This is a genomic window from Roseateles koreensis (assembly GCF_028595305.1).
GTDB classification, from domain to species: domain Bacteria; phylum Pseudomonadota; class Gammaproteobacteria; order Burkholderiales; family Burkholderiaceae_C; genus Paucibacter_A; species Paucibacter_A koreensis.
The window spans coordinates 1-20,767 of sequence record NZ_JAQQXS010000005.1 but is presented as its reverse complement, the minus strand read 5'-3'; the positions used below and the strand labels follow the sequence as shown (position 1 = coordinate 20,767).

The 20,767-nt window shown below is 62.8% G+C and carries 20 protein-coding genes and 1 pseudogene; 11 read left to right on the top strand and 10 right to left on the bottom strand.

Annotated features, from left to right (window positions below; genetic code table 11):
* Nucleotides 1-2: 2 nt before the first annotated feature.
* A complete protein-coding gene (locus PRZ01_RS06400) occupies nt 3-1,247 on the top strand; it encodes a GGDEF domain-containing protein (RefSeq protein ID WP_273595941.1) in 1,245 nt (414 codons plus the stop codon).
* The gene (locus tag PRZ01_RS06395; protein ID WP_273595940.1) at nt 1,247-2,425 is read left to right on the top strand and encodes a GGDEF domain-containing protein; all 1,179 of its coding nucleotides are present in this window, start codon (nt 1,247-1,249) and stop codon (nt 2,423-2,425) included. The genes PRZ01_RS06400 and PRZ01_RS06395 overlap by 1 nt, the downstream gene beginning before the upstream one ends.
* Nucleotides 2,426-2,449: 24 nt before the next feature.
* On the opposite strand, the gene PRZ01_RS06390 is transcribed toward PRZ01_RS06395, so the two are convergent.
* Nucleotides 2,450-4,108: a tetratricopeptide repeat-containing diguanylate cyclase gene (locus PRZ01_RS06390; protein ID WP_273595939.1), complete on the bottom strand. Its 1,659-nt coding sequence runs from the start codon at nt 4,106-4,108 to the stop codon at nt 2,450-2,452.
* 82 nt (nt 4,109-4,190) lie between these two features.
* Nucleotides 4,191-5,726, bottom strand: a complete 1,536-nt coding sequence (locus PRZ01_RS06385; protein ID WP_273595938.1) for a CoA-acylating methylmalonate-semialdehyde dehydrogenase — start codon at nt 5,724-5,726, stop codon at nt 4,191-4,193.
* A gap of 96 nt (nt 5,727-5,822) precedes the next feature.
* On the opposite strand from PRZ01_RS06385, the gene PRZ01_RS06380 reads away from it, so the two are divergent.
* Together PRZ01_RS06380 and PRZ01_RS06375 are read left to right on the top strand one after the other, a co-directional pair.
* Entirely contained in the window at nt 5,823-6,785 is a 963-nt protein-coding gene (locus PRZ01_RS06380; protein WP_273595937.1) for a LysR family transcriptional regulator, read from the top strand.
* 70 nt (nt 6,786-6,855) lie between these two features.
* Nucleotides 6,856-7,689 carry a YecA/YgfB family protein gene (locus tag PRZ01_RS06375; RefSeq protein WP_273595936.1) on the top strand — a complete coding sequence of 278 codons (834 nt, stop codon included), beginning with the start codon at nt 6,856-6,858 and terminating at the stop codon, nt 7,687-7,689.
* An 18-nt stretch (nt 7,690-7,707) separates the two neighbouring features.
* Here PRZ01_RS06375 and PRZ01_RS06370 read toward each other — a convergent pair whose 3' ends face one another.
* From PRZ01_RS06370 to PRZ01_RS06360, 3 genes are all read right to left on the bottom strand, one after another.
* The gene (locus PRZ01_RS06370) at nt 7,708-9,060 is read right to left on the bottom strand and encodes an Hsp70 family protein (RefSeq protein WP_273595935.1); all 1,353 of its coding nucleotides are present in this window, start codon (nt 9,058-9,060) and stop codon (nt 7,708-7,710) included.
* 64 nt (nt 9,061-9,124) lie between these two features.
* Complete coding sequence (locus PRZ01_RS06365; protein WP_273595934.1) at nt 9,125-10,399, bottom strand: D-amino acid dehydrogenase; 1,275 nt, start codon at nt 10,397-10,399, stop codon at nt 9,125-9,127.
* A 19-nt stretch (nt 10,400-10,418) separates the two neighbouring features.
* Nucleotides 10,419-11,057: a LysE/ArgO family amino acid transporter gene (locus PRZ01_RS06360; protein WP_273595933.1), complete on the bottom strand. Its 639-nt coding sequence runs from the start codon at nt 11,055-11,057 to the stop codon at nt 10,419-10,421.
* A gap of 76 nt (nt 11,058-11,133) precedes the next feature.
* On the opposite strand from PRZ01_RS06360, the gene PRZ01_RS06355 reads away from it, so the two are divergent.
* Together PRZ01_RS06355 and PRZ01_RS06350 are read left to right on the top strand one after the other, a co-directional pair.
* Nucleotides 11,134-12,072, top strand: a complete 939-nt coding sequence (locus tag PRZ01_RS06355; protein ID WP_273595932.1) for a LysR family transcriptional regulator ArgP — start codon at nt 11,134-11,136, stop codon at nt 12,070-12,072.
* 202 nt (nt 12,073-12,274) lie between these two features.
* On the top strand, nt 12,275-12,499 hold the full coding sequence (locus tag PRZ01_RS06350; protein WP_273595931.1) for a hypothetical protein: 225 nt from the start codon (nt 12,275-12,277) through the stop codon (nt 12,497-12,499).
* Nucleotides 12,500-12,534: 35 nt separating this feature from the next.
* Here the strand turns inward: PRZ01_RS06350 and PRZ01_RS06345 are convergent, their stop codons facing one another.
* Nucleotides 12,535-12,957, bottom strand: coding sequence for a universal stress protein (locus PRZ01_RS06345; RefSeq protein ID WP_273595930.1), 423 nt, complete (start codon nt 12,955-12,957; stop codon nt 12,535-12,537).
* A 146-nt stretch (nt 12,958-13,103) separates the two neighbouring features.
* Between PRZ01_RS06345 and PRZ01_RS06340 the strand changes: the two genes are divergently transcribed.
* The gene (locus PRZ01_RS06340; protein ID WP_273595929.1) at nt 13,104-13,949 is read left to right on the top strand and encodes a metallophosphoesterase; all 846 of its coding nucleotides are present in this window, start codon (nt 13,104-13,106) and stop codon (nt 13,947-13,949) included.
* A 73-nt stretch (nt 13,950-14,022) separates the two neighbouring features.
* On the opposite strand, the gene PRZ01_RS06335 is transcribed toward PRZ01_RS06340, so the two are convergent.
* Nucleotides 14,023-14,805: a UPF0149 family protein gene (locus PRZ01_RS06335; protein WP_273595928.1), complete on the bottom strand. Its 783-nt coding sequence runs from the start codon at nt 14,803-14,805 to the stop codon at nt 14,023-14,025.
* Between the two features lie 49 nt (nt 14,806-14,854).
* Nucleotides 14,855-15,817 (bottom strand): LysR family transcriptional regulator, encoded by a 963-nt coding sequence (locus tag PRZ01_RS06330; protein WP_273595927.1) that lies wholly within the window; start codon nt 15,815-15,817, stop codon nt 14,855-14,857.
* Between the two features lie 187 nt (nt 15,818-16,004).
* Between PRZ01_RS06330 and PRZ01_RS06325 the strand changes: the two genes are divergently transcribed.
* A complete protein-coding gene (locus PRZ01_RS06325; RefSeq protein ID WP_273595926.1) occupies nt 16,005-16,253 on the top strand; it encodes a hypothetical protein in 249 nt (82 codons plus the stop codon).
* Nucleotides 16,254-16,443: 190 nt separating this feature from the next.
* Here PRZ01_RS06325 and PRZ01_RS06320 read toward each other — a convergent pair whose 3' ends face one another.
* Both PRZ01_RS06320 and PRZ01_RS06315 read right to left on the bottom strand, forming a co-directional pair.
* Nucleotides 16,444-18,336 carry a phosphoenolpyruvate carboxykinase (GTP) gene (locus PRZ01_RS06320; RefSeq protein WP_273595925.1) on the bottom strand — a complete coding sequence of 631 codons (1,893 nt, stop codon included), beginning with the start codon at nt 18,334-18,336 and terminating at the stop codon, nt 16,444-16,446.
* Nucleotides 18,337-18,614: 278 nt separating this feature from the next.
* Nucleotides 18,615-19,061, bottom strand: a complete 447-nt coding sequence (locus tag PRZ01_RS06315) for a phage integrase N-terminal SAM-like domain-containing protein (RefSeq protein WP_409993819.1) — start codon at nt 19,059-19,061, stop codon at nt 18,615-18,617.
* A 293-nt stretch (nt 19,062-19,354) separates the two neighbouring features.
* Between PRZ01_RS06315 and PRZ01_RS06310 the strand changes: the two genes are divergently transcribed.
* From PRZ01_RS06310 to PRZ01_RS06300, 3 genes and pseudogenes are all read left to right on the top strand, one after another.
* The gene (locus tag PRZ01_RS06310) at nt 19,355-19,852 is read left to right on the top strand and encodes a DinB family protein (RefSeq protein ID WP_273595924.1); all 498 of its coding nucleotides are present in this window, start codon (nt 19,355-19,357) and stop codon (nt 19,850-19,852) included.
* 126 nt (nt 19,853-19,978) lie between these two features.
* Nucleotides 19,979-20,200, top strand: a complete 222-nt coding sequence (locus PRZ01_RS06305; RefSeq protein ID WP_273595923.1) for a hypothetical protein — start codon at nt 19,979-19,981, stop codon at nt 20,198-20,200.
* Nucleotides 20,201-20,357: 157 nt separating this feature from the next.
* Nucleotides 20,358-20,566, top strand: a pseudogene (locus PRZ01_RS06300) (transposase); the annotation flags it as partial.
* Between the last annotated feature and the right edge of the window lie 201 nt (nt 20,567-20,767).

The window sequence follows — 20,767 nt, the reverse complement described above, 5'->3', positions numbered from 1 at the left end:
CCATGCCGACCTTCGACGCCGAGACCTTGATGCTGGTGATTGCCGTATTCAACGGCTTCATGGTGCTTGTCTGGGTCTTGTTAGGGCGGGTGTTTCAAATTGCCCCACAAACCAGCCTGTTGCTGGCGGCTGCCCATCTGATCTTGGTACCGAGCTTTTACTGCCCATCCTGCGGTGCGCTGTGGCCTGAAGCTTTCGGCACCTGGATTGCAATCCAGCCTTTGTTATTCGGCCTGTGCCTGATCAGCCTGGGCGTCAATCGCCTGATGCGGCTGTATTCCAAGGCCCGCTGGCTGATCGGTGTCACCGGCCTGACCAGTCTTGCCAGCCTGGTGTTGAATGTTGCGGGCAGCCCCGAAGCCGGCTTATTCGCCCATTCGCTCGGTTGCGGTCTGTTGGCATTGCAAACCACCCGGGATATCTGGACGGGACGGGACGCCGACCTGCCGCGCCCAGTCACGCTGTTCCTGGTTCTGCCTTATGCCTTGCTGACCTTGCTGCTACTGAGCGAAGCCCTGGCCGTGATCATCTGGCCCGCACCACCACGCTGGATCATCGGCGGACAAACCCCCAAAGCCTCGGTAGTTTGGCTGTATCTGCTCATCTCGCTGTGCATCGGCGTGGGGCTGGCAGGCCTGCTGGTGGGGCGTCTCGTCAAGCGCATCAAGTACATCAGTCTGCGCGACCCGCTCACCGGTGCGCTCAACCGGCGCGCGTTCGAGGTGGCATTGCAAAACCTGCAAGCCCTGACCGAGCGAGGCCACAACCACTGCCTGATCATGCTCGACGTCGATCATTTCAAGCAGGTCAACGAAACCTTGGGGCATGCGGGCGGAGATGCTGCATTGCAGCATCTCACCACGATCCTGAACGCAAACATGCGCGCCCTGGACCAACTGGCGCGGCTGGGCGGCGAAGAGTTCTGCCTGCTGCTCGCCCACACGCCCCTGCGTGAGGGGCTGCGCGTGGCGGAGCGCGTGGCACAGGCCCTGCGTGCCTCACCCGTGCAATGGCGAGGCCAATCCTTGGTCATGACCGCGAGCTTCGGGGTGGCCCCTTGCCTGCGCGACGACCCCTTGGGCGAACGCAGCCTGGCGCAGGCCGATGCGCTGCTCTACCGCGCCAAGACAGATGGCCGCAATCGTGTCTACGTTCAGCCCAGCGAGAACGAGCGCGTGAGCGATGGAATCCCCCCTTCTGCCCCCTCCGGGTTCCACGCGCAACAGCCCTCGGCGGGAGGGCATTGATGTCCAGCTTTCTGGCACACGGCGACCCCGCCACCTTGCTCACCGCCATGGTGTTGATCTTCAGCGTGGCCTGCTTTTCCTGGGGCGCGATGGCCCACTCCAAGGTCGTGCCCACCAAGGTCTCACTGTGCATGGCAACGGTCAACATCCTGATGGCCGCATCGTTACTCACGCTGGCACTTCGCGGCGTGGTGCCAGACCTGCTTAGCGAATGGGGCTCGGACGTCTTTTCCATCTGCGCGATGGCCGTGCTGCGGGCCACCATCCCGGTACTCGCCAACAAGCGCCTGGCCTGGCGCAGCGGGGCCGTAATTAGCGCCGGCGCAAGTGCACTGCTGGCCTCGCGACCCTACGCCGGAGGGGGGATGCATTGGCACGCCGTAGTGGTGTTTGCTGCATTGGCCACCTTGACCCTGCTTGCGGCCGTGGACGCTTGGCGTGAACTGCGCACAGAGGTCAAGCGAGGCATGGCAGCCCTGTTGTCTGGTCCGCTGTTTATGGTGTGTTTGCTCCTGAGCTATCGCCTGGTTCAAATCGTCATCAACGCAGAGGGGCCCGCCAATCTGCTCGACACCCAGCGCAGCAATGTGCTGTTTCTGTGGCTCGGCTTGCTGATGAATCTGCTGCTCAACGGCACGATTGCCCTGCTGGTGCTGCTGCAGTTGATCCTGCATATCCAGCGGCTGACGCGCCTTGACCCGCTCACACAGGCTTTGAACCGCCGCGCGTTGCAAGAGGCCATCCGCATCGAACACACCCGCTTGCGACGCGGCAAACCCTATGCCGTGTTGATGATAGACATGGACAACTTCAAGCACCTGAACGACACCCTGGGCCATGCTGCCGGCGACGCCGCACTCAAACGCCTGGTGGAAATACTGGGCGACTCTGTGCGCGATGTCGACCACCTGGGCCGCTGCGGCGGCGAAGAGTTTTGTGTGGTCTTGCCCCTCACAGATCTGGCCGGAGCCACGCTGGTCGCCGAGCGCATGCGCTACACCCTCGAAAACGCTGAGTTCATCTGGCAAGGGCGCCCATGGCCCTTGACTGCCAGCTTCGGTGTGGCCGAAGCCCTGCCCAGCGACACGAGCGAAGAAAGCGTGCTGATCCGTGCCGACCAAGGCCTGTTCAAGGCCAAATCACAGGGCCGCAACGTCGTCCAAGCCCGCGAGTCCTGAACAGGCTCGCGTCCACCCTGCGCATCAAGCCAAGGCGACCCGATTGCGCCCGAGGTGTTTGGCGCGGAACATGGCGCTCTCCGCCCGTGTCACCAACAAATCACTGACATAGGGGGGCGCGTTGGCCAGGCCAATGCTCAGAGTCACGTCCAGCGCCGCACCAAACTGCGACCAGGGGTAGGCCTCCACCGTCTCACGCAGGCGCTCGCACACCTCGAACGCGCGGTCCGCCACGGTGTCGGGCAACACCACCAAGAATTCCTCCCCGCCCCAACGCACCAGCAAATCGCTGCCACGGGTGTTGTCGCGTAGCATTTGCGCCAGGACTTGCAGAATGCGGTCCGCCACCGCCCGCCCATACCGGTCGTTGAGCAGCTTGAAATGGTCCACATCCACGAGCGCAACGGTTAACGCCGCCCCGGTACGCTCTGCGCGGCGCAGCATGGCGGGCATGCGCACGGCCATCAAGCGTTGATTGCCCAGGCCCGTCAACGGGTCGAACAACTGCCCGTGCGGGTGCGCCGACAAGGCAGCGTCCAACTCGGCGGTATCCCGCTCAGTGGCATCCAGGTCCTCCGCCACACCGTCCAGCGCCCGCACTGCCTCGACCCTGCTAACAAAGAAGCGGGCCTGTGCCCGCATCTGCGCGGCGTTACGTTCCTGCGCCAGGCCTTGATACTGCTCCAGGTGCCCGAGCGCCGTCTGCGCATGGCCCAAGGTCTTGTGCGCCCGATACGCTGCATGATGAAGTTGCATGGCGATATGGGCTTTGATGCGCCCTGCGGATGCTGCCAGCGTGGCATCAAGATCGGCCGCAGCCTCCTCAGCCTGCCCCTGCGCGAGCTTCATTTCTGCCAGGTTGCAACGCAGCCGCCAACCCAGGGCAAGAAAGCCTTGCGCATCGGCCAGTTGCAGCGTCACTTGCAGCAACTCGTCCGCCTCGATGCAACGATCCATGCGCATCAACGCCTCGCCGCGATTGGCATCACCCAAGGCCAGCAAGAACTTGTCGCCCAGGGCCAGCGCCGGTGCGCGCACCGCCAACGCATGTTGATAGGCACGGTCCAGGGCTTCTGAACACTCGCGCTGATGTTCCGGCTTTGTGCTGTGGTGCAGCAGGTTGAACAGGCCCAACGCCACAATGGCCAGGTTGCTATTCGACACCATGCGCTCGTAATCGCTGGCGTCATCGCCCAGCAAGGCACTCGCTTCATTCATCAAGCGCTCAGCCTGCCACGGGTCGCCCATGCGCTCCAGGCAAGCGCCCACCGCGTTCAAGGACACCGCGATCAATCGCTTGTCGCCCAACTCGCGGGCGACGGCGAGACTTTCATTCACAAAGGCGAGCGCCAGCTCGAATTCGCCCACTTCGGCGGCACCAAATGCCGCCCGGCGAAGCAATTCGCACAGCCGCGGTGTGCTGCCTTGCTGGCGCAACTGCGGCAACAAGGCCTGGCTGGCCACCAGCACGGCCGGCATATCGCCCAAACGGTAAAAATAGAACACCCGCAGCGCGCCGGCCGCCAGATGCTCCTCCAGAAAACCAAGCGCCTGTGCGCTCTTCCAGGCCTTGTTCGCCGCGGCCAGCCCCTGCTCGGCATTGCACTGCTGCTGCGCCTGGGCTTGCGCCAACCACTGCTGGATCTGCTCGCCCGTTGCTTCGCTGCCCTGAACGTCTTGCATAGTGGCCAAAAACTTGATGAAGCCGCTAGCGTAGCCGAAGACAGCGGGCTTGCTGCCTTGCCATCAGCAATAACTTCGAGAATCAGCGGCTTTGCGGCATCACAAACTCAGCACCTTTGGCCACACTGGCGGGCCAGCGCTGCATCACGCTCTTTTGCTTGGTGTAGAAGCGCACGCCCTCTTCGCCATAGGCGTGCATATCGCCGAACAAGCTCTTCTTCCAGCCGCCAAAACCATGCCACGCCATCGGCACCGGGATGGGCACATTGATGCCCACCATGCCGACCTGGATGCGGCGGGCGAATTCGCGCGCCACATTGCCGTCGCTGGTGTAGCAGGCCACGCCATTACCAAACTCATGCGCGTTGACCAGATCCACCGCTTGGGCAAAATCATTCACACGCACGCAGGCCAGCACAGGGCCGAAGATTTCTTCCTTGTAGATGCGCATTTCGGGCGTGACGTGGTCGAACAAGGTGCCGCCGGTGAAGAAGCCATCCTCATGACCCGCGACCTTGTGGCCGCGGCCATCCACCACCAGAGTGGCGCCCTCTTCCACACCGATACCAATGTAGTTCTCGATGCGGTCACGCGCCTCGCGGGTGACGATGGGGCCCATCTCGGCGTCCAGCGCCATGCCGTTCTTGATCTTCAAGGCGCGCGCGCGCTCGGCCAACTTGGGGATGATCTTGTCCGCCACGTCGCCCACCATCACCGCCACCGAAATGGCCATGCAGCGCTCTCCCGCCGAGCCATACGCAGCGCCGATCAGGGCGTCCACGGTCTGCTCGATGTCGGCGTCAGGCATCACCACCATATGGTTCTTGGCGCCGCCCAGTGCCTGCACGCGCTTGCCGTTCTTGGCGCCGGTTTCGTAGATGTACTGCGCAATCGGCGTGGAGCCCACAAAGCTCAGCGCCTTCACGTCCGGATGGTTCAGCAAGCCATCAACCGCCAGCTTGTCGCCTTGCACCACGTTGAACACGCCGTCCGGCAAGCCCGCTTGCTTGAGCAGTTCGGCCACGAAAAGGCTGGGCGAAGGGTCGCGCTCGCTGGGCTTGAGGATGAAGCAATTGCCGGTGGCCAGAGCCATGGGTGCCATCCACATCGGCACCATGAAGGGGAAGTTGAAAGGCGTCACGCCCGCCACCACGCCCAGGGGCTGGCGCAAGGTCCAGTTGTCCATGCCGGTGGAAACCTGGTCGGTGAAATCGCCCTTGAGCAACTGCGGGGCGCCGCAAGCGAATTCAACGATATCGATGCCGCGCGCCACTTCGCCCAGCGCGTCCGTAAAGACTTTGCCATGCTCGGCAGTAATCATGGCAGCCAGCGTCTCCTTGTGCTGATTCAACAGTTCCAGAAACTTGAACATCACGCGGGCACGGCGCAGCGGCGGCGCATCTGCCCAAGCCGGAAACGCGGCTTGAGCCGACGCCACGGCAGCGTTGACATCGTCCAGGCTGGCCAGTTGCACCTGACGCGCCACGGCGCCGGTGGTGGGATTGAACACCGCCTGGCTGCGGCCAGAGGTGGCGGCTTGCAGCTTGCCGCCGATGTAATGCGTCAGGTCGGCGGTGCTGGCGTAGGCGGGAACAGGGGCGAGTGTCGAAGCGGTCATGTCGGTGTCTCCTAGAACTGGCCTTTAGTCTAGGCAGGAAGGGGGCGTCTGCCAATCCGATTTCACCGATTTGATTGTTCGATAATGCGAACAATCATGCCTCATCCCAACACTCCCATCGACAGCAGCAAACCGGCGGAGTTCCGCCATGAGGTGCTGTGGGGCCAGCTCCATACCCTCACAGTCATTGCGCAGCTGGGCAGCTTCACCAAGACCGCGCAGCGCCTGGGCTTGTCCAAGGCGGCCGTCAGCCAGCGTATTGCCGATCTGGAGCGCGCCATGGGCCAGACCCTGGTGGCACGCACCACCCGCTCGGTGCGGCTCAGCGAGGCCGGGCAAAGGCTGGTGGAAGAAACGGGGGCCAGCTTCGCCCACATCACCCAAAGCCTGGGCGCCGTCCGCGACGCGGTGGGTCAGGCGCGCGGGTTGGTCCGCCTCACCGCGCCAGTGGCGCTGGGCCGCCAGCACGTGGCGCCCTTGCTGAACCGCTTCTTCCAGCGTTACCCGGAAATCCGGGTGGAGCTGGATTTGTCCGATCGGCTGGTGCCGCTGACGCAAGAAGGCTTTGACCTGGCCATCCGCCACACCAGCGCCCCGCCGGACAGCCACGTTGCCTTCAAGCTCTGCGACACCCGCACCGTGCTGGTGGCCAGCCCGGCCTATGTGCAAGCCCACGGCGCCCCTGCGCATCCGCAAGCCCTGGGCGCGCATGCCTGCCTGGCCTATCTGCGGCCCGGGCCGGCCGTGTGGCTGTTCGAGCGCACCGAGGGCACGCAAACCCAGCGCCAGCGCTGCCCGGTGCAGGGCCCCTTGCGCGCCGGCAACAGCGAGATCCTGCGCGACGCCGCGCTGTCCGGGCTGGGCCTGACGCTGCTGCCCGATTTCACCGCCGCCCACGCCTTGGGCACTGGCGATCTGGTGGCGCTGATGCCTGACTGGCGCCCGGCCGGATTTTTCGGCGATGCGATCTACGCAATTCACCCCTGGAGCAGTCAAACCCCACGACCGGTGAAACTGCTGATCGACCATCTGCGCCAGGGCTTGAAGGCGGGCTTTTGAAACCATGTTTTACCCGCCCTGAATCCCCGTGCCCCAAGCCCACCGGACAAATCAGCGGGACAATACACGCATGAGCACGCCCCCCAAGAAATCCACCCGCCCGCCATTCGCCCGTCCGGGCACGCCTTCTGGCACGCCGTCGCGAGGGGCCTCTGGTGGGCCCTCCCGTGCGCCAACAGGGGGGCCATCGCGCGGGCCTGCAACGCCACGCCCGAGGCCGGGCCAGAGCGCCTCGCCCCCTGCCGCCGCACCGATCGAGAAGCCTCGGCTGCGCCCGCTCAACGACACCGAGATGGCGCAGCTTGAAGCTTTGCTCGATAGCGTGCCCGCCCCGCTGGAGCCGCTGGATGTCAGCATGCTGGATGGTTACTTGGTCGGTGTGCTGCTGCAACCCAAGGCGGTACCCGCCTTTCAGTGGAGCCGCTACGTGCTCGACAGCGAGGGCCGACCCGCACCCGCGGGCTTTGACAGCCACACCCTGATGAATCTGGTGAAGCGGCGCTACCAGGAGCTCAACCAGGCCATCGTCGACCGCCAGTGGTTCGACCCCTGGGTGTTCGAGCTCGAAGACGAGGCTGAGCCCTCTGAGGTGCTGTTCCCCTGGGTGGCGGGTTTCGCCTTGGCGACGGATGTCTTCCCCGATCTATTGCGTGGCGACCCGTCGGAATTGCTGGAGCCGCTGGCCGCACTCTTCATGCACCTCGACCCCGACGATCTTGAAGATGCCGACGATTTGCTGGAAGAAATCGAGACCCTGGAGCCCCCGTCCGACGTGAGCGAAGCGGTTGAAAGCTTGGTCAGCGCCTGCCTGATGCTGGCCGACACCAGCCGCCCGCAACATCAGGCGGCCGCGCCCCAGCGCCCGCCAGCCCGGCGCGGCCCACCGCAGCGCGGGCGTTACTGAACCTGAAGCCGCGAGGCCTCAGCGCGCAAACAAGCGCGCCGCGTGCAAGCCCAAGCCCGTGGCCACCGACGCAAAGCGGTCGCCGCGCACATGAATGGCCTGGGGATAGTCGGCTGCAATGCGCTCCGCCAGCAGGCGCAGGCCGGTGGAGCCGCCGGTGAAATACAGCGCGTTGATCTGATCCGGCCGCAGCCCAGCCATGGCCACCGTCTCACGCCCGGCTTGCACGATGCGGCCAATGTCGGCGTCCAAAGCGGCCACGGCCACGGCCTCGGTCAACTCGATCTGTAAGCCGGTCTCGACCACGCTCAGGTCAATGACCGTGTCGCCACCACCGGACACCGCAATCTTGGCGCCTTCGGCCCGCGCGGCCAGCTCGTGGCCCAGATGATCTTCAACCACCGTCATCAGGCGTTTGTGGTGCTGCAAATTGCCGTAGAAGCTGCGCATATTGCGCAACTCCGCCACGCGCCCAGGGCTGTACACCGTGTTGATCAGGTGCCAGGTGGCCAGATCGAAATAGACGCCGCTGGGCACCTCACGCGCCGGCGCGCCCGGCCGCTCGGGCCCGTAGGAGCCGTAGCCGAATTCACGCAGCACGCTGGCCAGTTCGACGTGACGGTCAAAGTCGGTCCCGGCGATGTGCACGCCGTGGTTGGCCAAGATGTCATCCCGGCGATCAAGCCGCGACATGCGCTGCGGCCCCACCCGCACCACTGAAAAGTCAGAGGTGCCGCCGCCAATGTCGGCCACCAGCACGATCTGCTCGCTGTCGCACTGATGCTCGAAGTCAAACGCCGCAGCAATCGGCTCAAACTGGAAATGCACCTCTTCAAAGCCTGCCGCATGCGCGGCCGCTTCCAGCGACTGTTGTGCGGCGGCGTCCCGTGCGGGCTCGCCATCCACGAAGAAAACCGGGCGCCCCAGCACCACCTTGTTGAGCGGTGCGGCCGCCCCTGCGGCGAGCGCCTTGTTGCGCAAGCGCTTGAGGTAACCCGCCAAAATATCGGCATATTTGACGCCGCGGCCGCCGCCCACATCGGTGGTCTGGTCGATCAGGCCCGAGCCCAGAATGCTCTTCATCGAGCGCATCAACCGGCCGTCTGAGCCTTCGATATAGGCGGCCACAGCGGCGCGGCCAAAGGCGCGCGGCGGGCCGTCGGCGTCATGGCGACCTTCAGCGAAATAAAACACCGCCGTCGGCATGGTCAGATGACCGGGCTCCAATTCCACCAAGGCCATGCCGGGATGGGCATCGCTGCTGTCCTTGCGCGGGATCGCAATGGCCGAGTTGGACGTGCCGAAGTCAATGGCGCAAAAGCTGGCCAGGTGCGCACTGGAAGACGCTGGCGCGGGAATATTGGAACTCATGGGGGCGGGTGTCAGGTGGGGCGAGGATTGTAGCGGCCCGCCCCGCACCCAGATAGCCCGGGGTTCAGCAGCCGTAGCAGTTGAAATTCATGTCAGGTCGGCGCCCTGCCATCAACTCCGCCAACGCCAGGCCCGAGCCCGCGCCGTGCGTCCAGCCCAAGGTGCCGTGACCCGCGTTGAGCCACAGGTTGGACGCCTTGCGGCTGCGGCCGATGTAGGGGATGTTGGTCGGCGTGCTGGGCCGCAAGCCGGTCCAGTAATTGCGCTCGGTGAGGTCGGCAACCCCGGGGAACAAGGCTTCATAACGGTTCACCAGCGCGTCACAGCGCACCTTGGAGGTGGCGCGGTCGAGGTCGGTGTCGAAACCAATCAATTCCGCCGTGCCGGCGATGCGGATGCTGTCGCCCAGGCGCGAGATGGCGATCTTGCGGGTGTCGTCCAGCAAGCTGACCACACTGGCGGCTTCGGGCTTTTTCAGCCGCAGGGTGGCTGAATAGCCCTTGGCCGGGTAGATGTTGAGAAACTCGCCCAGCGGGCGCACCAGGGCCGGCGTGTAGGAGCCCATCGCGGCCACAAAAGCATCCGCCTTGAGCGTCTGGCGCACGCCTGAGCGGATGTGCGCGATCTGCACTTCATCAATCTCGCTGCCGCTGCGCGACAAGGCCAGCACATCGTGCTCCCACAAAAACTGCGCACCGCGCTGCTGGCACCGCTGGGCCAGCTTTTGCGTGAAGACGCGGGCATCGCCCGACTCATCGCTGGGCGTGAACGTGCCGCCGTAGATGTTGTTGCCAAAGCTGGCCAGCGCAGGCTCCACCTTGAGCACCTCTTCGCGATTCAACACCCGGCGATCAACCCCGTGGCGGCGCATGATTTCAGCGCCAGCTACGCCCGAATCGAAATCCGCCTGTGAGGAGAAAAAGTGCAGGATGCCGCGCTCCAGGCGCTGGTACTCGATGCCGGTCTGCGACACCAGATCCTTGAGCGCTGCATGGCTGTAGCGGCCCAGTTGCACCAGTTGCTCCACATTGCGCTCGAATGCCGCGTTGGTGCACTGGGTGAGAAAGCTCAGGCCCCAGATCCACTGCCGGGGGTCCAACGTCGGGCGGAACAGCAAAGGCGAGTCATCACGCAACAACCACTTGGCCACCTTCAGCGGTGCACCGGCGTTGGCCCAAGGCTCACAGAAACTGACCGAAATCTGGGCACCGTTGGCATAACTGGTTTCCAGCGCAGCATCCGGCTGCCGGTCCACCACGACCACCTCGTGGCCCTGTTCAAGAAGGTACCAGGCGGTGCTGACGCCAATGATGCCGGCCCCGAGTACGACTACTTTCATTGAATCCGACTCCCGTTTTTCAGGCCCGCAGTGGAGCCCACAACAATTGAACACCCAAAAACCACATCAGTGCGGCCACAAACGCATCGATAAAGCGCCACACCCAAACCCTTTGCAGGGCGGGTGCTGCGGCCGCAGCCCCAAAGCCGAGGAAAGAAAACCACATCACCGACGCAACGCTGGCCCCCAAGGCAAACGCCGCGCGCCCGTCCGCGCCCGCCTGAAAATGCGCCGCACCCACAGTACCCAGGAGCACCACGGTGTCCAGATACACATGCGGGTTCAGAAAGGTCATGGCGGCCGCGCTCGTCAACGTCGCTTGCAAACTCTGCGCCACTCCCGCTGCCTGCAAGGCACTGCAGCCAGCCCAGGCCCGTTGCGCAGCACGCAAGCCATAGGTCAGCAGAAATAACGCTCCACTCCAGCGGAATACCTGCATCAGCACCGGCTGGCTGACGATCAAGGTCCCCAGACCGAACACACCCAGCACGATCAGCACGACATCAGCCAGGCTGCACAGCACAACCACCGGCAACACATGGTGTCGCATCAAGCCTTGGCGCAACACCAAGGCGTTCTGCGCGCCAATAGCCATGATCAGGCTGGCCCCAGTGAGCCAGCCTTGGCTCAGAGCGACGGCACTGGGAGAGGCAAACATAAGACGCGGATTGTCAGGAGTTTCCGGAATTTTCAGAAGCAATATGAATAGTTCTGCCAGTACATTAACCGTACTTATGAAAGACCTTGACTACGCCAGCCTGGATTGCCTGACCGCACTGGCCGATGAACGCAGCTTCGAGCGGGCCGCGCAGCGCTTGTCCATCAGCCAGAGCGCGGTGTCGCAACGACTGCGCAGCCTGGAGTCGCAGGTGGGGCAGCTGCTGGTGGTGCGCTCGCGCCCCCTGCGCTTGACCGAACCGGGCAAGGTCTTGCTGCGCTATGCACGACAACTGCAGGCCATGCGCACCGACATGGCGCGTGAGTTGGGCGGCCGGGTCACGCCGAACGAGCGCATCGCCATCGCCGTCAATGCCGACAGCCTCGCCACCTGGGTGCTGCCGGCCCTGGACCGCGTGGTGCAGGCCGGTTTGAAAGAAGGCTTCGGGCTGGAGCTGGTAGTCGACGACCAGGACTTCACCCACGACTGGCTGCGCCAGGGCGAGGTGCTGGGCTGTGTCAGCACGGTGCGCCAAGCCCTGCGGGGTTGCGCAGTGCAGGCCCTGGGAGTGATGCGTTATGTGGCCGTGGCCAGCCCGGCGTTTGTGCGGGAGCGCCTCCCCCGCGGGCTCAATGAGGCGAACTTTGCGAGCACGCCCTTCCTGGTTTTCAATCGCAAGGACGACAGCCAGGCGTTGTGGGTGACCAAGGCCTTTGGGGTGCGCAGCCCGCGCTTGCTTGAGCGCTACGTGCCCTCCAGCGAGGCGTATGTGCGCGCCGTCAGCATGGGCTGGGGGGTGGGCGTTGCACCGGAGTTGCAACTGCGGCCCCTGATTGCCAGCGGCGAGTTGCAACTGTTGCGCAGCGATGTGAGCGTCGACGTCACTTTGTACTGGCACCAATGGAAGCTGCTGTCTGAACAAACTGCAGCGCCAGCGCGGGTGGCCTTGCTGGACCAGATTGGTCAAGCCTTGGCGACGGGCGCACGTGCTGCGCTGCACCAAGCCGAGGCGTGACTTTTCCCCAACTAAGTGCAATTTCACCCGCATCTTGGGGATTAAAAATGTGTCGGGATACCGCACACTCAAGACACAGAGACAAAAACGCAAGCCCGTGCGGAAATTCTGTAAAGAATCTCCGCCTCGCGACAAGCGGTTCGTGAATCCAGCCCCTGGTGAGTGGAGCCAGGGCTCTCTTGAGAGACAAGCGAGGTTTGATATGCGATTCGCACCTGCACTGCGCTTTTTCCGCCGCAACCCGGCCGCCTCGCTGGAACAAGACCCTGCCGACATGGGCACGGCCTTCGGCATGGAAGCCAGCTTGGACGGCAGCAACGACTACCGCAGCCACACGCCAGAGCCTGTGCTGGAGTCCCAGCGCATCAGCCCGAACGGCCTGCACCAGGAGTCCCCGCTGGCTTGGTTGTCCAAGCGCAGCAGTTGATGTCACTCGGCGCCTGACGGGCGCCGAGTGGTCGCCTAACGCACCACCAGCACGGGTACTTTGCAGTTCGCCATCACTTTGGTGGTGACCGAGCCCAGTACCAAGTTGCCCAGTGCGCTGTGGCCGTGCGAGCCCAGCATCAGCAGGTCAAAATCGCCCTTGTTGGCCGCCGCAACAATCACCTCGGCGGCGGAGCCCGACTTGCTGACAAACTCGGCCGCAATGTGCTGCCGCTTGAAAAATGCCCGCAGGGTCTTGAGCACTTTTTCGCTCTCGTCGGTGTAGTAACTCTTCAACACCTCGCGGTCCAACACGGCGGCCGCACGCGGTGGCACCGACGGCACCACGTGAATCACGGTGTACTCGTGGACTTCGCCCAGCCATTCGTCATGCGCGGCCAAATAAGCCAACATGCGTTTGGTGTACGGGCTGCCATCTACGGCGACAAGAATTTTCATGAGGAAACTCCCCGAACAAAGGTTTCAATGTGCCAGCGTACTCACTTGCGCGCTTGACCCAGATCAATCAATGCGGGCGACCATAGCGCAGCTCACCCGCACCCGCAAGCCCCGGGCATCAGCCACCGCCACGATAGACTGAGCGCATGCGTGTCCAGCTAATTTCTGACCTTCATCTTGAGCGGTATCCCGACTTTCAACCCAAGGCGGCGGCGGGTGCCGAGGTGCTGGTGCTGGCGGGCGACATTGGCTCCTACCAAGCCGGCTCGCGCTTGACGTCGGACGACTTCGGGCTCGAACGGTTTTCGCCAAGGCGCCCGGGCGCCCAGTGGCCACGCGTGCTCTACGTGCCCGGCAACCACGAATTCGACGGGTTGGAGTACGCCGACGCCTACGCGCGGCTGCGCGAGTTGTGCACCCAACTCGCCATTGAATGGCTGGACCGGGAGGTCATCACCATCGGCACGGTGCGCTTTGTCGGCGCGATTCTCTGGAGCGATTTCGACGCCTTTGCCAGCGCAGCGCCGACCCTCACCCAGCAATTGCAGCTGCGTGAAAAAGCCTACCGGGCGGCCAATTTTTATCTGCGCAAGAACAGCACCCGGCGCGGCGATGCCCCCGTACTGGCCGAAGGCATCCGCACCCTGGCGCTGGAAAGCCAGGCCTGGCTGCGACACGCCTTGCAGACGCCATTCGAGGGCTGCACGGTGGCGGTGACGCACTTTGCGCCCACCCTGCGCAGCGCCGATCCGCGCTATGGCCTGACGCCGGGCACCGCGGGCTTTTGCAATGCCATGGACGACCTTTTGCCCCTGGCGGACGTCTGGATGCACGGCCACCTGCACTGTGCCAACGACTACGAAGTGAGCGGCCAGGACGCCAGCGGGCGCGATTTCGCCTGCCGTGTTGTCGCCAATCCCCTGGGCTATTTCAGCAAGGGTGAGCAGGCCACGTTCCGAAGCGACTGGGGGATTGATCTGCCCTCGCGCTGAGCCCATGAAAAAACCGCCCGGCGCTGGCTCAGCGCATGGGCGGTTGTTCAGTAGAGGAAAGCGCTGCGGCCCCTCAGTTGGCGCCGTGGCACTGCTTGTATTTGCGCCCAGATCCGCAGTGGCAGGGGTCGTTGCGGCCCAGCTTAGGGCCCTCGCGGCGCAGGGTCTCCACGTGGTAGCGCTGGGTCTGGGTCAGGTCGCACAAATCGGCCACGGTCACCACGAGTTCTTCAATGGCGTCGTCCAGGTCTTTGAGCGGATGCTCGCGGTCCAGTGTAGCAACCACTTCTTTTTCTTCGGGTGTTTCGGCGGGCAGATGGCGGTACAGGCGGGCCAGCGCGGCCATCACGGCGTCGTCATCCATCTCGGAGAGTTCCGGGAAGCACAGGGCGGCGTGTTGAAAGCCGGCCACCCATGGCATCAGCGTGCGCGAGATCAGGCTCATGCTGTCATAGGTGGCGCGAGCGGCGGCTTCGTCCGGGTCGCTGGGTGCTTCTTCTTCGACGGCAGGGGCGGCCTCAGCGGAACCTTCGGCGGGCTCTTCAAGGTCCAGCACCACGGGGTCGAACCAACCGTCTTCGACCATGGCGCGGTTGAGTGCGCCATGGCGGCGCTCCGCCAATTCGCGGATGCGTGCCAACCAAGTGGCGTCGACTTCTTCGGGCAGCACGCCACCGTCGTAGTCGAAAATATTGGGCAGCCACTCATCAATTTCAATCAAGCGCGGCTGCACCAGCACACCGCACAGGTAACCATCCAGCATGGAGGCATCCAGGGCTTGCAGGGGCGCCGGTGTCGTGGCGAGAAGTTCGTCGAGTTCAGCGAACTCGGATTCGGTCAGGTCGAGGGTACTCATGCTCGGATTGTCGCCGCAGTTCCGCACAAAATGAAACCCTCAACTGGCGTCAAACGCCGATGGGGTGGGCTTCGTTCGCCAATTGGGCACGGCGCGCTGACTCGGTCAAACAGGCCCGCATCCAGCGATGGGCGCTGCGGCTTTCACTGCGCAAGTGCCACAGCATGTCCACGTTCACCTTGGACAACAGCACCGGCAATGGCCGCTCCAGCAACTGTGACTGATAACCCGTTGCCTCGACGAAGCGTGCCGGCAGCACCGTCAAGAGGTCAGAGCGCGCGACCACGCGCCCGGCGGTGAAGAATTGGTTGACCGTCAGCACGATCCGGCGCTGGCGATTCACCGCGTTGAGCGCCTCGTCCACAAAACCGTGGGGCCGCCCCGAAAAGCTCACCAGCAAATGGTGAGCGGCGCAGTAAGCATCCAGATCCAGAGCTTGGTCTGCCAGAGGATGGCCGCGCCGCATCACGCACACATATTCGCTGTCATACAGGCGCTGCTGGCGGATCGGCGCCTGATGGCCCAAAGACTGCAAAGTCGCCACTGCACCTGGGAAGTAGCCCACCGCGAAGTCAACCTCCCCCTGCTCCAGCAGGGCACGCGGGTCCCGGGTCGTCAAGGGCAGCACATGCACATTGGCCAGGGCGCGGGCCTCCTCCAGTTGCGCGACCAGGGGCGGCAGCAATTGGGCCGCCGTCGCATCGGCCATGGCGATGCGAAAGGTGGCTTCTTCCAACTGCGGCTCAAACTCACCCGGCGCCAGCAAGGACTGCAAGCGCTGCAGGATATGACGCACCTCCGGCCACAAGCTCTCGGCCCGTTGCGTGGGCCGCATGCCAAAGGCTTGCCGCACAAAGAGTTCTTCACCCAGCGCTTCGCGCAGGCGCTTCAGCGCATGGCTTACGGCGGGCTGCGTCATCGCCAGGCGCTGCGCAGCCCGGGTCAGATTGCGCTCGGCCATCACGGCGTCGAAGACCCGCAGCAGGTTCAAGTCCAGATTCAGGAAGTTCATGGCAATGCGTGCCTGCCGCAGTTATATTGATATTGTTTATATGTTAAATAAAAACAATTCATTTGTTGCATGTCTAGGGTTTACCCCATAATCCGCCCATCGGTTCACAAACCATCACCGCAGACGACGCTCGGCAGGTCCAAAACAGCCACCAGAAGCATCGCTTGCTGACCCAAGGAAAGACATCATGAGCGTCGCAACCCAAACTTTCGGCCTGCCCCTTCGCCACAATATGCGCCAAAACGTGCGCCATGGCGGTTCGTTCACCTCCATCGGTGCACGTGTCTGGCTGCACATGATCGCTACGGTCAAGGCCCGGCTGGCTGCCTCAGCGAATGCCCGCGCCGAGCGCGAGATCCTGGCACTTGCCGCTGAATATGAGAGCAGCATGCCTTCATTTGCCGCTGAACTGCGCGCTGCCTACAGCCGCCGCTGAGCGCAATCGGCAATGCCCACCGGCGGCCAGTCATTCCCCCGGTGCTGTTACTCAAAGGGCCAAAAGGCTTCTCAAAAGAAAAGGCCCGCTGATGATTTCAGCGGGCCTTTTCTCTTTGTAAAACCTTGCAGAACCGAGTAGGGCCACAAGGACGGCCACTCAGGGCCGCTCAGATGGGCTAACGATGCGCTTACTCCGCCGCGAGACGGGTCTCGATCATGGCCTTGGTTGCGGGCAATTCAGCCGGCAAGTGGTAGGCGAGTTGCTGGAACAATTCATCGTGCAGCTTCATCTCGGTGGTCCAAGCGGCCTTGTCGATGTGGGTGGTGATGTTGAACTGCTCCTGCGTGAAATTCAGGCCGGTCCAGTTGATGTCCTGGTAACGCGGGGTCACACCAAAGGCGTGCTCTTCACCCTGGCCAGAACCTTCGACCCGGTCCAACATCCACTTCAAAACCCGCATGTTTTCGCCATAACCTGGCCACACGAATTTGCCGTCAGCACCTTTGCGGAACCAGTTGACGCAGTAGATCTGCGGCAGCTTGGCGCCCGAGGTGGCGCACAGCGCCGCCAGCTTCTTGCCCATGTCCAGCCAGTGCTGGAAGTAGTCGGCCATGTTGTAGCCCATGAAGGGCAGCATGGCGAAGGGGTCACGGCGCACCACGCCCTGCTGGCCAGCCGCCGCGGCGGTGGTCTCGGAGCCCATGGTGGCGGCCATGTACACGCCTTCCACCCAGTTGCGGGCCTCGGTCACCAGCGGCACCGTAGTGGAACGGCGGCCGCCAAAGATAAAGGCATCAATCGGCACGCCGGCCGGGTTGTCCCATTCGGCGTCCAGCGCCGGGTTGTTGATGGCTGACACCGTGAAGCGCGCATTCGGGTGGGCCGCCTTGGCGCCCGTTTCCTTGGCAATCGCGGGGGTCCAATCTTTGCCTTGCCAATCGATCAGGTGCGCGGGCGGCGTGTCGGTCATGCCTTCCCACCACACATCGCCTTCGTCGGTCAGCGCGACGTTGGTGAAGATGACGTCTTTGTTCAAGCTGGCCATGCAGTTGAAATTGGTCAGCGTGTTGGTGCCCGGCGCCACGCCAAAATAACCCGCTTCAGGATTGATGGCGTACAGGCGGCCGTCGGCAGCTGGTTTGATCCAGGCGATGTCGTCACCAATGGTGGTGACCTTCCAGCCATCAAACGCGGCCGGCGGGATCAGCATCGAGAAATTGGTCTTGCCGCAGGCACTGGGGAAGGCGGCGGCGAAGTGGTACTTCTTGCGCTCGGGCGAGGTCACGCCCAGGATCAGCATGTGTTCTGCCAACCAGCCCTGGTCACGCCCCATGGTGGAGGCGATGCGCAGCGCGAAGCACTTCTTGCCCAGCAAGGCGTTGCCGCCATAGCCCGAGCCGTAAGACCAGATTTCGCGCGTTTCGGGGTAGTGCACGATGTACTTGGTCTGGTTGCAAGGCCACTTCACATCGGTCTGGCCGGCTTCTAGCGGCGCGCCCACAGTGTGCACGCAAGGCACAAACACGCCATCGCTGCCCAGCACGTCCAGCACTGCCTTGCCCATGCGGGTCATGGTGCGCATGTTCACAGCCACGTAGGGGCTGTCCGACAACTCCACACCGATGTGGGCAATGGGCGAACCAATGGGGCCCATGCTGAAAGGCACGACGTAAAGCGTGCGGCCCTTCATGGCGCCCTTGAACAAGGCCGGTGTGCCGTCCTTCTGGCCAGTTTGCAGCAACTCGCGCATGTCGGCGGGCGCCATCCAGTTGTTGGTCGGGCCGGCATCTTCCTTCTTGGCAGAGCAGATGTAGGTGCGGTCTTCAACACGCGCCACATCGCTGGGGTCGCTGCACGCCAAGAAGCTGTTCGGGCGCAGGGCCGGGTTGAGTTTCTTGAAAGTACCGGCCGCCACCAGTTGCGCACACAGGCGGTCATATTCGGCTTGGCTGCCGTCACACCAGTACACGTCGCGCGCTTGCGTGAGTGCCGCAATCTCGGCCACCCAGGTGATCAACTGCTGGTGTTTCACATAGGCCGGCACATTCAAGCGCAGGCCTTCCATCACGGGCTGGTTCATAGCTTTCCCAATCAAAGTTAAATCAGTATTGGGTCAAGCTCGTTAGCAAGTGCTCACCTACAAGGTTCACGCTGCAAGTCGGGCCTGACCCAATGCCGCTCAACGCAGCATCCGGTCTCAAACGCGGATGCAGTGACAAGGCAAGACCGACTCGGGACGGTGTTCGGGCTGTTACAGAGATGCGTCATCGATCGATGAGCGCACCCGCCGATTGTCACCCCAATGTAACCACGCCGTAACTTCCGGAGAACCCGCATCTATGCATTTCGGGAATAAAGTCATGCAGGCCAGGCGTATGCATTCGTCGAGGCTCGACAGGACGTTGACAACCTCGTCGCGCGACATCGCCACTGGTAAGCGCCGCTGCGGTCGCGGGCGGCCGATCTCAGGCATCCTGGGTAGTTGCACACCCAACACTTTGCCGTAGAGGAACAGCAGGGCTGGCAAGGCCTGCCTGTGCGTTGCCGGTACCACTTGCCGTTTGCTGGCCAACCAGGTGTCAGGAAGGATTCAACGGCAGCACCATCAAGGTCCCGAGGATGGCGTAACCCGTAATGTCGAATGAAGGCTCGCACCCAGAACACGTAGGCGTCCTCGGTGCTGCGGCTGTAGTGCAGGAATCGGATGCGCTCGCGAAGTTGATCTAGCAGCCGCGGCGCCTTCAACGAAGGCAGGGTCGCTGAAACAACTTCGGGGCTAAGCGCCTTGCGCTTGGCTGCCCCCATTGGTGCGATAGACGGATCTCGCATGTGCATCTCCAATGCACAAAGCTGCCCCTATGTGGGTTGCTACCGAGCAATCCAGCCAGAAATGCAGCTCAGAATCTGAGTGAGATTTTTGCCTGTTATTTAATACTGTTGTTTTGTACGGCATATGCCACACAAAGCCAAGCTGCAAGCCGATTTCAGCCTTGTCACATCGGACATGTTATGGAGACAGGGGGCTAAGTTATGCGTCACTGCTGGCTCCATATATCCAAGTTGGGCCCGCAAACCCACTGCCCCCAACGCCCCACACTATGAACACACTTCAGTCACTCTTCGCGCAGAAGTCTTGGTCCAACAACGAGTTATTCAATCTGCTCGCCACGGTCACCTCTGAGCAGCACGCAGCCGCTGTTCATACGGCGACTCGCACCCTCAACCACATCTATGTCGTTGACCGCATCTTCCAAGCTCACTTGCTTGGAGAGCAACATGGCTACATGGCCACGAACACGGACGAAACCCCGGAACTTGGTCAACTTCAGTTCTCTGTGGCCCAGACTGACGCCTGGTTTGTAAGGTACGCATCCACGGTCACCGGTGGTCAGCTGAGTGAGAGCATCGCGTTCCGCTTTACAGACGGTGATGCTGGAACAATGACCAGGGAAGAAATTCTTGTTCACGTCATAACGCATGGCTCGTATCACCGAGGCAATGTGGGTCAGATGCTCAAGGCAATTTCTATCGCGCCGCCCCGAGACCTTTACACCAAGTTTTTGCATGCCAGTGAACCGGCGCGCAGGCGGGCCTAACCCCTCACTCAAGCCGAGCCCCAACAGCCGTGCACTTGGCCGGCGCGGCCGTGCGGGGCATCATCAGCCGCGCCGGCCAAGCGCCCGTCTGCTGGGTCCGGCTTAGCTCGTTAGGCCTCACAAGACATGCCGTCTGACCTCGAAAGCCGCTCTCTTCGGTTTCTGGCGACGCTTCTAGGCGCCGAGTCACTGGACGACCTTCTTGGCGACCCGAAGTTCGATGGTCAGCGCCGCGCCGACTATCTTCTTTTCGGCCGTCGCGTGATCCTGGAGTTGAAGTCGCTCGAAACCGATACCGCTTTTCCTGCATCCAAGCCCGACCGTCGCTTCGCTGAAGGCGAACGCTAGAAGAGAGGAGAAGTGACCACAGCCAGTGTCCTGCTCCCCACCAGCCGTACCAATCTATACGAGCAGGGGTCCGCAATTCAGGAGAATCGCGGACATGAGAAAGAGCAAATTCACCGAGGAACAGATCATTGGGTTTCTCTAGCAGGCTGAGGCCGGCATGGCGGTGGCGGTGGCGGAGATTTGCCGCAAGGCGGGTTCTCGGATGCCACGTTCTACAAGTGGCGGGCCAAGTTCGGCGGCCTGGAGGTGTCCGAGGCCCGACGGCTGCGCGAGCTGGAGGCTGAGAACGCCAAGCTCAAGCACCTGCTGGTCGAGGCCCACCTGGACATGCATGCGCTCAAGAGCGTGCTCGGTGTAAAAAGATTGCCCCACAAGCCTGCAGGCGCGGCGTTCAGACAGCTGATGGTCTTGAATCAGCGCTGAGTCCGCGAGCTCCGGCAGGAATCAGTCGGACCTGCAAAATTCGTTTTTCCCAGCGTGTGGCTGAACGAGGTCGTCTCTGTCTGCGCCGTTAGGGAGCGAGTTGAATGCGACGGACATTCTGGTGGGCCATGGCGCCGTTGAGCA